At 69.0% G+C, this 12,598-nt stretch carries 12 protein-coding genes and 1 pseudogene; 5 read left to right on the top strand and 8 right to left on the bottom strand.

Going from position 1 to position 12,598, the window contains the following annotated elements; translation table 11 throughout:
• Positions 1 to 198 precede the first annotated feature (198 nt).
• Together ACFYXH_RS13770 and ACFYXH_RS13765 are read right to left on the bottom strand one after the other, a co-directional pair.
• The gene (locus ACFYXH_RS13770; RefSeq protein WP_389562319.1) at positions 199 to 897 is read right to left on the bottom strand and encodes a response regulator; all 699 of its coding nucleotides are present in this window, start codon (positions 895 to 897) and stop codon (positions 199 to 201) included.
• Complete coding sequence (locus tag ACFYXH_RS13765) at positions 894 to 2,123, bottom strand: sensor histidine kinase (protein ID WP_389562986.1); 1,230 nt, start codon at positions 2,121 to 2,123, stop codon at positions 894 to 896. Before ACFYXH_RS13765 ends, ACFYXH_RS13770 begins: the two co-directional genes overlap by 4 nt.
• A gap of 196 nt (positions 2,124 to 2,319) precedes the next feature.
• On the opposite strand from ACFYXH_RS13765, the gene ACFYXH_RS13760 reads away from it, so the two are divergent.
• Positions 2,320 to 3,051, top strand: coding sequence for a DUF998 domain-containing protein (locus tag ACFYXH_RS13760; protein WP_389562317.1), 732 nt, complete (start codon positions 2,320 to 2,322; stop codon positions 3,049 to 3,051).
• Between the two features lie 252 nt (positions 3,052 to 3,303).
• Here the strand turns inward: ACFYXH_RS13760 and ACFYXH_RS13755 are convergent, their stop codons facing one another.
• Both ACFYXH_RS13755 and ACFYXH_RS13750 read right to left on the bottom strand, forming a co-directional pair.
• Entirely contained in the window at positions 3,304 to 3,852 is a 549-nt protein-coding gene (locus ACFYXH_RS13755) for a DoxX family protein (protein ID WP_389562984.1), read from the bottom strand.
• Complete coding sequence (locus ACFYXH_RS13750; protein ID WP_389562315.1) at positions 3,852 to 5,600, bottom strand: MMPL family transporter; 1,749 nt, start codon at positions 5,598 to 5,600, stop codon at positions 3,852 to 3,854. The genes ACFYXH_RS13755 and ACFYXH_RS13750 overlap by 1 nt, the downstream gene beginning before the upstream one ends.
• A gap of 112 nt (positions 5,601 to 5,712) precedes the next feature.
• Between ACFYXH_RS13750 and ACFYXH_RS13745 the strand changes: the two genes are divergently transcribed.
• Positions 5,713 to 5,889 (top strand): hypothetical protein, encoded by a 177-nt coding sequence (locus ACFYXH_RS13745; RefSeq protein WP_389562314.1) that lies wholly within the window; start codon positions 5,713 to 5,715, stop codon positions 5,887 to 5,889.
• Between the two features lie 471 nt (positions 5,890 to 6,360).
• On the opposite strand, the gene ACFYXH_RS13740 is transcribed toward ACFYXH_RS13745, so the two are convergent.
• Positions 6,361 to 6,534 carry a hypothetical protein gene (locus tag ACFYXH_RS13740; protein WP_389562312.1) on the bottom strand — a complete coding sequence of 58 codons (174 nt, stop codon included), beginning with the start codon at positions 6,532 to 6,534 and terminating at the stop codon, positions 6,361 to 6,363.
• Between the two features lie 31 nt (positions 6,535 to 6,565).
• On the bottom strand, positions 6,566 to 7,138 hold the full coding sequence (locus ACFYXH_RS13735) for a TetR/AcrR family transcriptional regulator (RefSeq protein WP_389562310.1): 573 nt from the start codon (positions 7,136 to 7,138) through the stop codon (positions 6,566 to 6,568).
• A gap of 158 nt (positions 7,139 to 7,296) precedes the next feature.
• On the opposite strand from ACFYXH_RS13735, the gene ACFYXH_RS13730 reads away from it, so the two are divergent.
• On the top strand, positions 7,297 to 8,523 hold the full coding sequence (locus ACFYXH_RS13730; protein WP_389562308.1) for an aromatic ring-hydroxylating dioxygenase subunit alpha: 1,227 nt from the start codon (positions 7,297 to 7,299) through the stop codon (positions 8,521 to 8,523).
• 297 nt (positions 8,524 to 8,820) lie between these two features.
• Here the strand turns inward: ACFYXH_RS13730 and ACFYXH_RS13725 are convergent, their stop codons facing one another.
• Entirely contained in the window at positions 8,821 to 9,753 is a 933-nt protein-coding gene (locus tag ACFYXH_RS13725; protein WP_389562307.1) for a Ku protein, read from the bottom strand.
• A gap of 297 nt (positions 9,754 to 10,050) precedes the next feature.
• On the opposite strand from ACFYXH_RS13725, the pseudogene ACFYXH_RS13720 reads away from it, so the two are divergent.
• Both ACFYXH_RS13720 and ACFYXH_RS13715 read left to right on the top strand, forming a co-directional pair.
• Positions 10,051 to 10,527: pseudogene (locus tag ACFYXH_RS13720) on the top strand (SAM-dependent methyltransferase); the annotation flags it as partial.
• 241 nt (positions 10,528 to 10,768) lie between these two features.
• Positions 10,769 to 11,242, top strand: a complete 474-nt coding sequence (locus ACFYXH_RS13715; protein WP_389562305.1) for a carboxymuconolactone decarboxylase family protein — start codon at positions 10,769 to 10,771, stop codon at positions 11,240 to 11,242.
• 374 nt (positions 11,243 to 11,616) lie between these two features.
• Here ACFYXH_RS13715 and ACFYXH_RS13710 read toward each other — a convergent pair whose 3' ends face one another.
• Entirely contained in the window at positions 11,617 to 12,513 is an 897-nt protein-coding gene (locus tag ACFYXH_RS13710) for an aminoglycoside phosphotransferase family protein (RefSeq protein ID WP_389562304.1), read from the bottom strand.
• Positions 12,514 to 12,598 lie beyond the last annotated feature (85 nt).

Below are 12,598 nucleotides of genomic sequence, written 5' to 3'. Positions count from 1 at the left end.
GGATGCCAGGGCGCGACAGGCCGCGGGAGTCAGTCGTTCGGACTGGTGATCAGGAGGCAGGCAAGCGGCACGGCAGGGGCACCTGCAAAGGGGCATGGGTCTGCCGCATGCGTTCCTGCCACCTTCTGCGCCCATGGGCCGGTACGCAGCGCAGGGCGGTGGTCCGGTGCGCGGTGGTCGTACTTCCGCCGACCGGTGCTACTGGTCGTTCGTCCCGGAGCCCACCAGACCCGCTTCGTAGGCAATGACGACCGCCTGGGTGCGGTTGGTGGCGCTCAGCTTGGTCAGCACGTTACCCACGTGCGTCTTGACGGTCTCCAGGCTCACCCGCAGCTGCGTGGCCGCCTCTTGGTTGGACCGGCCCTTCGCCATGAGCCGCAGGACCTCGATCTCGCGGCCGGTGAGCAGGGCGGCCCCGCCGGTGGTGGTATCCCGCCGTACGGGTCGGCCGGCGGCGAGTCGGCGGACTGCGTCCGGGAACAGCACGGAGTCACCGCTGGCTACCAGCCGGATGGCGTGCGCGATCTGCTGGGACGGCGCCCGCTTGCGGATGAACCCGCTGGCACCGGCCCGCAGGGCGTCGTAGACGTGTTCGTCGTTCTCGAAGGTCGTGATCACGATGACCTTCGGCGGGTCGGGCAGCACGGACCGCAGTCGCCGAGTCGCCTCGATGCCGTCCACATCAGGCATCCGCACGTCCATCAGTACTACGTCGGGGCGTAGCCGTTCGACCATGGGAAGCACCTCGGCGCCGTCGGCGGCCTCGCCGACGACGTCGAGGTCGGGCTTGGCCGACAGCAGGGCCCGCAGTCCGGTACGCGTGAGCTCCTCGTCGTCGACAACGAGGACCGTAACCAGCGGGTCGGGGAGCCTGGTTGGGCCGCTGTGCGCGTTCATGGCGCCGACCGTAGCGGTATCCGTGCCGCCAGCCGCCAGTGCGTTGCGGGCTCGCCCGTACGCCCCGCCGACACCTCGCCGCGCAGCAGCCGCACCCGCTCGGCGACCCCGGTCAGTCCATGGCCCCGCTCCCTGCCCGGGCGGAAGGGCACCGCTGCGTCGACCCGATTAATGATCTCCACCTCCAGCCAGCCCTCCCGCGCGGCGATCCGCAGGCTGATTCCGGCCGTCTCACCGTGCCGTAAGGCGTTGGTCAGGCCCTCTTGAACGATCCGGTACGTCTCCCGCGACACGGTCGCCGGTACCTGAGCGAGGTTTCCGGCGGTCTCCACGCGCAGCCCGGCCCCGGCCTGCCGGACCCGCTCGGTCAAGGGGCCGAGGTCGGCGAGGGTGTGCTGCGGTGTGGTGGGCGACCGACCTTCGCGGAGGACGCCGAGGACGTGGTCGAGGTCGTCCATCGCGGCGCGGGATGTCTCCTCGATGCTGCTGAGGGCGCGTCGGGCCGCTTCGGGATCGCTGTCCATCAGTTCCCCGGCGACGGCGGCCTGGATGGTGGATGCCGTCAGGGTGTGCCCTATTGAGTCGTGCAGCTCCTGGGCCAGCCGGTTGCGCTGGGCCAGTAGATCCCGCTGCTCCTCCACGGCGGCCAGCCGCTCGGCGGGCCGGTGGCCGAGGAGGAACGCGGCGAGCAGGCGCATGGCAGCCGCGCCGCCGACGGTGACGTACCCGGCGAGCGCCAGACATCCCGCGCAGACGACCACCGTCCACAGGCCCTGCCACCCGTGCTCCACGTGGATGGTCCACCCGAAACTCGCCACCGGACCACCACCGCTCAGCCAGACCAGGAGGAACACGACGGCTGCGAAGACCGACAGGCAGGCCACCGCGGTCACCGCCCCACCGACCGCCAAGTGTGCGGCCAGATACGCCGACGTCCAGAGCCGGTTCACCCACAGGGACGTCGACGATTCCAACGGGGCGGGAAGACCCGTGCCAAGGAGCCCGTTGGCCAGCCGAACGCACCCCCGGCGCGCCGCTCGCGGAGCGCCCATGGCCACGAGCACCGCGCACAGCACGAGGCTGAATCCCAGGGCACGAAGCGCCGCCGGCCACTGCGACGGCGCAGCGAAGAGTGCCACGACCAGCGGCGGCAGGCTCATGGCCGCGCCGAGAAACGCGTATATCCAACCCCGGTACGTGGCCCTGCTGAAGAGCGGCCGAATCATTGTCCTCACGGCCCGCACAGTACCTACCTGCCCGGCGGTGTACCTCCCCCGAAAGAGCCAGTAACGGGATCCCGCAGCAGGGGGATTCCGTTTTCCCCCGTCGCAGCGATGCGGAGGCTCACCGTCGACTGCGAACGTTGTGCGAACGAAAATGACTCAATTCGGGGCCCGAAAGGCAGTCGTGAAATCGAAACCCGTGTCGCACGCCGAAAACCGCAGCTCCGTGGCCGCAAGGATCGGGGCAGCGGCATGGATCGTCGCCACCGTGCAGTTCCTCGTCGTCCAACTGGTCGTGCAGTCCGCCTGGCGCATGCCCTACAGCTGGGCGGACAACAACATCAGTGACCTCGGCAACGTCGAATGCCAGATATGGGACGTCTCCCGACCGCGGTATGTGTGCTCACCGCTGCACGACGCCATGAACGCCTCGTTCGTCGTCCACGGCGTACTGCTGCTCGTCGGCACGCTGCTGACCGGTGCCTGCTGGGGCCGTGGCCGAATATCGGGAAGTGCCCGGATTCTCTTTGTCATCAATGCCGGTGGGTGGGTCCTGGTCGGCTTTGTTCCTGCGGACGTCAACGAGGACCTGCATGTATTGGGGGCGCTCCTCATCATGGCGCTGGGAAATATCGGGCTCATCTGCACCGGATTCGCCCCGCGGGCTTCCCTGTTCGGCGGACTGCGCCCCATAACCCTCTCCATAGCCGCCGCGGCAGTGGTTGCTGCGTGGATGTTCTTCGGTCAGCACGATCCCGGCATCGGACTCGGCGGCCTGGAACGGATCGCGGCCTTCGCAATGGATGCGTGGGCTCTCGTCATGGCCCTCGCCATAGTCCGCACGCACCGGAAGGAAAACGCGAGCCTGTGGCAGCGCTCAGTGCCACCGAGTAGCCCGGCTCATGGCAGCAGCCGAGCGGCACGCACCTGACTGTCCGCATCTTCGGCGCCCGTATCGCGGGCAGCCCGGCCGGCTCGGCTGCCGGGCCACGTGCGGCTGGACGCAAGGCTGCCGGCGATCGGCGTGACGGCCGTTCCACCTTGGTCACGAGGGTGGAACGGCGGCAGTTTCCCCGAGTTTCCCGGGGAGTCCACTGGCGGCCGTTGCGGAAGGCGTTCAGTTGTTCACAGAGCGCCGCTGCGCACACCAGCAGCCCCAAAACGCCGGCCCGCGCGGTCGGCTCTAGAGGCTCAGCACGATGGCGGCGCCAATCCCTCCGAGACACAGTGCGAAGGCGGCTTCACGCCAGCCGCCCTTCCCCCAGCGGAAGGGCCGGTCGAGGGCGAGCCGGCCGGGGCCGATGGCGGCGATGGCGAGAGCGACGACCGCGATGCACACGCCGTACTCCACGCCGCCGTTCGCGTCCCACAGACCGTGTGCCGCGCTAACGGTCACCATGGCGTTGATCATCACGCCGATCAGGGCAGCCGCCGCCAGCGGGGTGAACAGCCCCAGAGCCAGTCCGAGGCCTCCGAGGAACTCCGAGCCACCGCCGATGGCGGCGTAGACCTTTCCGGGGCTGTAGCCCAGTGCGGCGAACCCCTTCCCCGTTGCGGTGAGGCCTTCGCCACCGAATATCCCGAAAAGCTTTTGACAGCCGTGTCCTGCCATCAGCAGGCCGAACGTGATCCTTATAAGAAGCAGACCGGCGTCACCGGCGGACACCGACCGCCGTGCTGTGACCTCGGCCGCAGGCCCCGGCGAGGCCCGCAGTTGGTCAGCGATCTTCATCATGGGGGACTCTCTTCTGCCCCGGGGTCCCCGGGCGGTGCCGACTGACCGCTCAAGGAACCGGCAGAGCGGGTTGTGCAAGTCGCCATGGCGTTCTCAAGCGCATGCGATGCGCGGAAGACCCGCGACCCTGCCGGGACGCAGCCGGCACGGGAAACCTGCGGAACCATCGCCACCGTTCCGGTCAGGCCGACGATCAGCGCGAGGTAGGGGGCCAGCGCCCTGCCGAGCTTGGTCGACATGTCGAGGTTGATGGCCGTACGGCCGGTGACCGAGACCGTGGCCCCCGAGGGGGCGGGCAGGTCGCGGATGGCGGAGACGAGCCTGCCGGTGGCCGTGCTGTCCGGGGCGGTGCTGGGGATCACGGTCAACAGGGCTGTGTCCGCGGCCTGGTTGAGGACGGCGGGAGTCACTGCGGCGACGCCGCTCAGCGGGGTGAGTCGTTCGGCGGTCCGCTGGGCCGGGCCCTCGGCGCTCCCGGTCCCCTTGGTGTCGACGACGACGAGCAGCGGCCCGTTGTGGCCGGAGCCGAATCCCTTGGTGACGAGGTCGTAGGCCCTGCGCTGGGTGGTGGCGGGGGCGGCGCTGCCGTCGTCGGGCATGCCGAGGCGCAGGTCCAGGGCGGGGATGGCGAGTGCGGCCAGCGCGACGGTGGCGGTCAGCAGGACGGTGAGCGGTCGACGGGTGACCAGACGGGCCCAGCGGTGGCCGGCAGAGGCGTCGAGGCTGTCGGCACGCCGTCGGGGTTGGAGCCGCTGTCCGGTGAAGCCGAGACATGCGGGCAGCAGGGTGAGGGCGATCAGGACGGCGAGAGCGACGGTGGCCGCGGCGGCGAGCCCCATCTGGGTGAGGATCGGCAGGCCGGCGACGGAGAGTCCGGCGAGTGCGATCACCACGGTCAGCCCGGCGAAGACGACGGCCGATCCGGCGGTGCCGACCGCCAGCCCTGCCGCCTCTTGGGGTGAGCGGCCGGCCGCGAGTTCCTCGCGGTGGCGGGAGACGATCAGCAGCGCGTAGTCGATGGCGACGGCCAGGCCCAGCATCGTGGCCAGTACCGAGGTGTTGGAGCTCAGCTCGACGAAACCGGTGGTGACGGTAATGGCGGACACGCCGATTCCGACGCCTATCAGGGCGGTCACCAGCGGCAGTCCAGCCGCGAGGACCGAACCGAAGGTGATGACGAGTACGAGGGCGGCCACCGCGAGGCCGATGACCTCGCCGGTGCCGGACGCGGATGGCTCCTGGAGGGCGTCGCCTCCGCTCTCCACGGTGAGGCCTGCGGAGCGGCCTATCGAGGCGGCGGATTCCAAGGTCGCTCGGGCGCCCTTGGGGATGTCGCCCATCGGCACCTTGTAGGTGACCTGTGCCAGTGCGTAGCGGCCGTCCGGGGATACGGCCATCGCGTCGAAGGGGTCGAGGACGTCGGCGACCTCGGCGTCGCGGCGGAGCTGGTCGAGCGACTGGCGTACGGCGGCGGTCGCGTCGGGTTCGGCCAGCGTGCGGCCATCGGGTGCGGCGAAGACGACCACGGCGGTGGCGCCGCCCGCGTGGGTGTCCGGGAAGCGCTGCTCCATGAGGTCCATGGCCTTCTGGGCCTGGGTGCCCGGGATGGTGAACGAGTTGGAGGTCGGCCCGGACAGGGCCGCGCCGCCTACGCCGACGGCGATCAGCAGTGCGACCCAGAGGGCGGTGATCGTCCACCGCCGACGGAAGCAGAACCGGCCGAGCCGGTAGAGGAGTGCGGCCATGGTGGATGGCTCCTGTCAGAGAGAGTTCAACAAGGCGAACGTTATAATAACGAACGTGATGTTAATTGCGAGGGGGTTGGATCCAGGCCCCCGCCACCCTTTGGAGGAGCTCATGACGCTCGCCCCGTTCGTCGAACCGGCTCCCGCCGCACGCCCTCACCCCCGCCGCTGGGCAGGGCTGGCGGTGCTCTCCGCGAGCCCGCTGCTGGAGATTCGGCTGTTCCGCAGCCGGCCCTTCACTGCCGGCGCCGTCGTGGCTGTCACCACCGCTATGGCGAGGCCGCGATGATGCTCCTGATCGCGCAGTGGATACAGCTGGTCGAAGGCTTCTCGCCGCTCCAGGCCGGCTTGCGGCTGCTGCCCGCCGCGCTCGGCGCCGGCGTGGTCTCGCCGCTTGCTCCGCGGCTGGCCGCGTGTTGGGGGCCCGCCCGGTGCTGGCCGGCGGCCTGGCGGTCCCCGGCGGGGGGTTGCTGCTGATCGCGCTCGCCCCGACGACCTACCCGTGGGTGGCGCTGTCCCTGCTGCTGATCTGAGCGGGTATGGGATCGCCGGCGATCGCCTCCGCAGTGATCATGGCCGGCGCGCCGGCAGGGAGTCCGGAAGTGCCGCCGCGATCGAGGAGACCGGCTATGAGCTGGGCAGCGTGCTGGGGGTGGCCGTGCTCGGGAACATCGCATCCGCCACCTACCGGGGCGGCCTGTCGCTCACCGACCTGGCCGCCGACGGGGTCACCGGCGCGGCGGCGCAGACGGTGCGTGAGTCACTCGCCGGGGCGCTCGCCTTCGCCCAGCACGCCGGTCCGGCCGCAGGGGAGCCGGCCCGCCGCGCTCAGCAGTCCTTCACCGACTCGCTCGGCGTGGTCGGCCTCAGCGGCGCGGGCCTGATGCTCCTTGCCGCCCTCGCCGTATGGGCGCACCCCGAAACATCTCGACATCTCCGAAGGGCAACACTGACCGCAGCCGTGGTCAGCGCGGCACAGCCGGTACGCCCACCTGATCCGCGATCAGGTGGGCCGCCGCGCGGGTGCGCTCGTGATCGCCGGTCGCGAGCAGGTCCAGCGCCAACCCGGCCAGCGCCGCAGCCGCAACAGAGGCGCGCACGCGGGCCGTGCCCGGCTCCTCGCCGCGCTCCGTGAGAGCTTCCGTCAGCGCTTCCACCCACGCGGTGACCAGGCCGGAGCGGACCGTGGCCGGGATCGGCTGGCTCTCTGCAGGCAGCGCGGCGACTTCCAGCACCAGCCGCACCTGGGCGAGGTTTTCGGGCTCCTCCAGCCATGCCCAGTACTCGCGCACCGCCTGCACCGGATCGCCGGTGAACCAGGTCGTGGTCAGCCGGTGCTGCTCGGCCTCGATGTGCTGGACCACCTCGCTGATCAGCTGCTCCCGGGAGCCGAAGTGGTAGGTGAGTGTGTAAGTGCTGACGCCGAGCGCGGTGGCCAGCGGACGGAGCGACAGATCGCCGACGCCTGTGCGGACGAGCTGCTGCACGATCTCCGCCAGCAGCTCGGGCTTACGGTCAGGATTCGGCTTACGGCCCATGAGTCGTCACTCTACTGAGTCGGCAAGGACGGTTCGTCGCCGATCCGTCGCCGAAGCTCTCTGTCATCGCAGTGCAGCGCAGACCCCGCCCAGACCCCACAAGGGTCCGAGCGAGGCGCCCTCTCCAATTTTTACATAACGAATGTTATTTTTATGGCATGACCGACACTCACGCGCACGCTCCGACTGCCGCTGCCCGCATGGGAACTCAAGCCTTGCTCGACGCCATCGCCGCTGTGGCGCGGTTACCGCTCGCCCGGGCGACGGCCTTGCCGCCCGAGGCGTACTGGTCACCAGAGCTCTACGAACTGGAAGTCGAACGCATCTTCCGCAGGGACTGGATGTGCGTCGCACGCGAAGAGCAGATCCCCGAGGCCGGTGACTGGCTCGCCGTCGACCTCGTCGGTGAAGCCCTGGTCGTCACCCGTGACGAGCAGGGACGGCTGAACGCCCTCTCCAGGGTGTGCCGGCACCGCTCGATGGATCTCCTGAACGACGCCGAATCCCGGTGCGGAACCACCAAACGCCTCATGTGCCCCTATCACCTGTGGACTTACCGGCTCGACGGGGGACTGGCGGGCGCACCTCTGATGCACGAGGCAGAGGGCTTCGACAAGAAAGACGTGTCACTACCGCGGTTCCGGATCGAGACCTGGCACGGCTTCGTCTTCGTCAACCTCGACCCCCAGGCGGAGCCCCTGGCACCGCGCATGGGTGCGGTGGAAGCCGCCCTCGCGCCGCTCGACCTCGGCACCTGGCGGCTGGCCGCTTCCCTCCCCTGGGGGCAGCAGCCCGTGAACTGGAAGATCGCCGTGGAGAACGGCTCGGAGGCGTACCACCACATGGGCACGCACCGGGAGACCCTCCAGCCGCTGTGGCCCACGTCGACGATCGTCCCTGACGGGGCGCACGAGGACGACTGTTTCAGCTACCCGATGGTGATCAACAAGGAAGCCGCGGCGGGGGTCGGCCCCGACGGGCAGCCCATCATGCCGACCCTCTTCCCGGTTCCCGAAGGGGCGACCAGGCTGCAGCGCTCGTCCAGTCTTGTCACCGGCGTCTTCCCGATGTTCTTCTTCTCTGCCTCGCCCGACATGGCCACATGGTTCGACTGGCGCCCCACCGGGCCGGAGAGCCACGAACTCGATGTGCACATTCTGGTGCCGCCAGAGGCGTTCGAACTGGCCGACTTCCGGGACAGGGTCGAGCTCGTCACCAGGACACTCAATGTCGTACAGGCTGAGGACGCCCACGCCAACAAGGGCGTCATGCGGGGTCTGCGCTCCGCGCAAGCCACCCCCGGACGGCTGTCCCACCTCGAACGCCCGCTGTGGCAGTTCCACCGATACGTTGCCGACCGGCTCGGACTGCTCGAATCGCCTTGAACTCCGTACTCAGGCAGGGCGGCGACGTTGTGCCCTCCCAGTGCTCCGTCCGAGGGCTCGGAGGGCGCGAACGGCCATTCGCTGGGCGGTGAGTTGGCCTGGACAGCAAACCTGGACAACAAAGAGGTGGCTCCGCCCACGGCTGCAACACGCGGGGAGTGTTGCAGCCGTCGGTAACCGGACAGCCAGGACAGGCGCGCCTTGAGCTGTCCGGGTCGTTTCCGCAGGTCGTGTGCTTAACCGGACAGTCGGACAGCTGGGACATGCGTGGAGAGAGTGTCCGGGGCTTGGTTGGGTCTAGGCGCTCTTCGGCTTTCGGCCGGCGGTCTTCTTCGCAGGTGTCTTCTTGGCCGCGGTCTTCTTGGCGGCCGCCGTGCTCTTCTTGGCCGCGGTCGTCTTCGCGGTGCGTTTCTTCGGCATCTCGTGCACGGTGGCGTGCTCGCCGCTCTCGCCGCGCGCTTCTTTCGCCGCCTGGACGGAGGCGTTCAGCGCGGCCATCAGGTCGACGACCTGTCCGGCCGGTTCCTGCTCGCCCTCCGCCTTGGGCGGAGTCTTGCCTGCGGCCTTGGCGGCGATGACTTCTTCGAGGGCTTCGCGGTAGTGGTCGGTGTAGCCGGAGATGTCGTCGGCCGCCATGGTTTCCATGAGCTGGATCGCGGCGTCGACTTCCTCGTCGTCCAGCTCGATCGGCTTCGGGGTCAGCTCGGCCGGGTCGCGGATCTCGTCGGGCCAGCGCATCGCGTGCAGGACGATCGCGTCCTCCTTGATCCGCAGGAGACCGAGGCGCTCTCGGTTGTGCCAGGCGAACTTGGCGACGGCTACCTTCGCGCTGCGCTCCAGAGCTTGGCGGAGTAGCACGTAGGGCTTGGCGGCAACGGCCCCGTCGGCGGCCAGGTAGTACGAGTCACCGATGCGCACCGGGTCGATGCTGTCGGCCGGCACGAACGCGACGATCTCGATCGCCTTCGCCGTCGGCAGCGGCATGCTGTCCAGGTCCTCATCAGTGACCTCGACGATGGTGTCCTTGGAGACCTCGTAACCCCGGCCGATCTCGTCGCCGCGCAGCTGCTCGCCATCGATCTCGCACACCTTGCGGGTACGGATCCGGCCGCCGTCCTCCACATGGAACTGGTGGAAGCTGATCGAGCGGTTCTCGGTGGCGGGCAGCACCTTGATAGGGATCGTGACCAGGCCAAACGAGATAGCGCCGCTCCATACGGGCCTCGGCATGAGCGCCTCCTCCGGCCGCCGGGATACCAGCCTAGAGCGCCACATGAGCCACAGCATGCGCAGCAGAATCAGCGGGCTCGTCAGCCGATCCGGCAGAAGCGCCGGCGCCGCCCGCTCCGGCTGATCACTCCGGCCTGTTCCATCCGGCGGAGCTGCTACGCCACCGACGAGGTGCTCGACAGGCCGACACACTGACCGATCTCCCGGACGGACGGGGCCTCCCCCGTGCTCAGCGAATCCAATCCGTGATGCACCGGCCCAGCGCCCAGCGCCCGGCGACGGGGCCCGACTGCCCCTCTGCCAGAATCGCCACTGGTCCTGGTACACGTCACCGACCGCACCGAGGCGCTGCGCCAGATGGTCCAGGCGCTGCGGCCCGGCGGCTGGCTGCTCCTGGAGGACGCCGACCCGGGGTTGCAGCCGCTGTTGTGTCCGGACGAGTCGGGTCCCGAACAGCAACTCGCCAACCGGTTGCGATCCGGCTTCCGCACCTTGATGGCAGCACGCGGCGCGGACCTCGCGTACGGGCGAACCCTGCCCAGGCTGCTGCGTGAGGCCGGTCTGGACGACGTTCAGGCCGACGCGTACTTCCCGATCACTTCGCCGGCATGTGCCGTCCTTGAGGCCGCGACCGTACGGCAGATCCGCCGCCGTCTGGTGGCGGAAGGACTCGCCACCGACGAGGAGATCGACCGCCACCTGGCGAACGTCGCCACCGGACGCCTCGACCTGGCCACCGCCCCGATGATCTCCGCGTGGGGACGCCGCCCGTAACCTCCCCCGATTGCCCGCCTCCTCTGTTCGCCCCTCACGAAGATCCGTCGCCACCAGTACGGCTTCGACCTCCGCAGGAGGGAAGGACGGCCGCCGCTCTCGGCAGTGGACGTGAACGTCGGCGTGGTGGTCCCTGCTGCAGTGCGGGAGGGGAGACACAGGTCACAGGCGCTCATGTCACATCCTGCCGAGCTGTGTCGTCGTAAGTGTGTAAGCACCGACAACGGCAGAGGAGATCGCCATGAGTGCCCGTTTGGACGCCTTCAGCAGCCCGACCGTAGGCAAGGTCTTCAAGCACATCATTGCGGCAGGCAAGGTGCTCGAGGACTCGACGCTGCCGGCCGCGACGCAGGAGCTGGTGAAGCTCCGCGCCAGTCAGATCAACGGGTGCGGTTTCTGCACCGACATGCACAGCAAGGACGCCGCCGCCGCCGGTGAGACCTCGGTACGTCTCAACCTGGTCGCGGCGTGGCGGGAGGCCACGGTCTTCACCGAGGCCGAGCGGGCCGCGCTGGAGCTGGCGGAGCAGGGCACCCGCATCGCGGATGCGGCCGGTGGGGTCACGGACGAGGCATGGGCGAACGCCGCCAAGCACTACGACGAGGAGCAGTTGGCCGCCCTGGTGTGCGGGATCGCCCTCATCAACGCCTTCAACCGGGCGAACGTCATCATCCAGCAGCCCGCCGGCGACTACCAGCCCGGCCAGTTCGCATAACCAGGAATGCCTGGCCGGAACTGCTGGCGCCCCCGCGGCTGCAGCATCACACGCCCCGGGCGCCCCTCGCCGGGACCCGGGGCGTTGTTCTGGTCCGCGCGGGGGCCGAGGAGCAGCGAGTCGGCTTGGCCGGCACAGTTCAACCGCTACCCCTCACTCAAGCTTCGACGGCGCACGCTCAACATTCGATGGCACAGGACACCCGTCTCAGCGAGCGTTGACTGGAGCGAGTGTCCCGTCTCCAAGGATCTTGTCCCCGTTTCAGGTGATCTGGCCCGATTCGCTTACGGTCTCAGGTGACCTGGGTGTCCCTTGGCGACGAACCTCGAGCGTGGCCTCCGCAAGCTGAGCAACGTGAAAAGTCTGCCAGCCTCCTAGATTGATGCCAGAACACGGTCAAGCGCCGCCCGGCCCGCGGGTCCCCATGTCGGCTTGCCGCCTGGCAGGCCCCGCTCCCCGGCCCGGCCCATGAGGATGAGGAAGAGGCTCTTCGCGGCAGCCAACCCTCGTGCGCGCCGGATCATCGCCTCGTCCGCGTGTGCGTACGCGTCGAAGAACCGTGCAGCCGCCCCCGCGGGAAGGAGCACCCAGGCAGCCGCGAGATCGATCGCCGGATCGCCGGCGCACATGTCACCGAAGTCGATCACGCCCGAGAGTGTCCTGTCCGAGACGACGACATTCGCCGGATGAAGGTCGCCGTGCAGCCATACAGGCGGGCTCTCCCAATCGGGAGCCGCAACGGCCTCGTCCCAGACGTCCCGGACATTCCGGAGGTCAGCGGCATCGCCTCCGGAGGCGACTTCCTCGAGTCCCTTTTCGAAACCGTCCGAGAGCGTTTTGAGGGAAACGCCGCGATCCTGACTGACCGGTGCATCTGCGGGCGCCTTCACATGGAGTGCCTTGAGGAAGCCCGCCAAAGTGTCGGCCGCGCTGTCGTGGCTGATGGGGGCGCGGTCGGCTGGTTCGCCGGGAACCCATGTCGCGATGGTCCATGGCCGCGGGAAGCGTGCGGACGGTTCACCGATCCGCATGGGGGTCGGGACCGGAAGTGGTAGACGCGGGGCCAGGGCGGGCAGCCACCGGTGCTCTTTGCGCAGGAGGGACGGCGCACGCTCCGTGCGCGGCATGCGCACGGCCAACTCGTCTCCGAGACGCCACAGTTGGTTGTCCCAACCGCCGACCACCTCACGCAGGTCCAGTCCTGCAAGGTCAGGATGCTGCTCACGCACCAGAGAGCGCACCAAGTTCTCATCGATCTCGAAGCTGTCCATGATCTCACTCAACCATCGATGGCACGGAGCCGACTATCGATGGCACGGGACGCTGATTCGCTGACGTGTTTGAAACGGGCTGTCG

Source organism: Streptomyces sp. NPDC002730 (assembly GCF_042888805.1).
Taxonomy (GTDB): Bacteria; Actinomycetota; Actinomycetes; order Streptomycetales; family Streptomycetaceae; genus Streptomyces.
This window is presented reverse-complemented; position numbering and strand designations above follow the sequence as displayed.

Bases quoted from the DNA above. Each gene is read 5' to 3' on its own strand.
- ACFYXH_RS13770 (WP_389562319.1), bottom strand. From the start codon at position 897: ATGAACGCGCACAGCGGCCCAACCAGGCTCCCCGACCCGCTGGTTACG.
- ACFYXH_RS13765 (WP_389562986.1), bottom strand. From the start codon at position 2,123: ATGATTCGGCCGCTCTTCAGCAGGGCCACGTACCGGGGTTGGATATAC.
- ACFYXH_RS13755 (WP_389562984.1), bottom strand. From the start codon at position 3,852: ATGAAGATCGCTGACCAACTGCGGGCCTCGCCGGGGCCTGCGGCCGAG.
- ACFYXH_RS13750 (WP_389562315.1), bottom strand. From the start codon at position 5,600: ATGGCCGCACTCCTCTACCGGCTCGGCCGGTTCTGCTTCCGTCGGCGG.
- ACFYXH_RS13745 (WP_389562314.1), top strand. From the start codon at position 5,713: ATGACGCTCGCCCCGTTCGTCGAACCGGCTCCCGCCGCACGCCCTCAC.
- ACFYXH_RS13740 (WP_389562312.1), bottom strand. From the start codon at position 6,534: ATGTCGAGATGTTTCGGGGTGCGCCCATACGGCGAGGGCGGCAAGGAG.
- ACFYXH_RS13735 (WP_389562310.1), bottom strand. From the start codon at position 7,138: ATGGGCCGTAAGCCGAATCCTGACCGTAAGCCCGAGCTGCTGGCGGAG.
- ACFYXH_RS13730 (WP_389562308.1), top strand. From the start codon at position 7,297: ATGACCGACACTCACGCGCACGCTCCGACTGCCGCTGCCCGCATGGGA.
- ACFYXH_RS13725 (WP_389562307.1), bottom strand. From the start codon at position 9,753: ATGCCGAGGCCCGTATGGAGCGGCGCTATCTCGTTTGGCCTGGTCACG.
- ACFYXH_RS13715 (WP_389562305.1), top strand. From the start codon at position 10,769: ATGAGTGCCCGTTTGGACGCCTTCAGCAGCCCGACCGTAGGCAAGGTC.
- ACFYXH_RS13710 (WP_389562304.1), bottom strand. From the start codon at position 12,513: ATGGACAGCTTCGAGATCGATGAGAACTTGGTGCGCTCTCTGGTGCGT.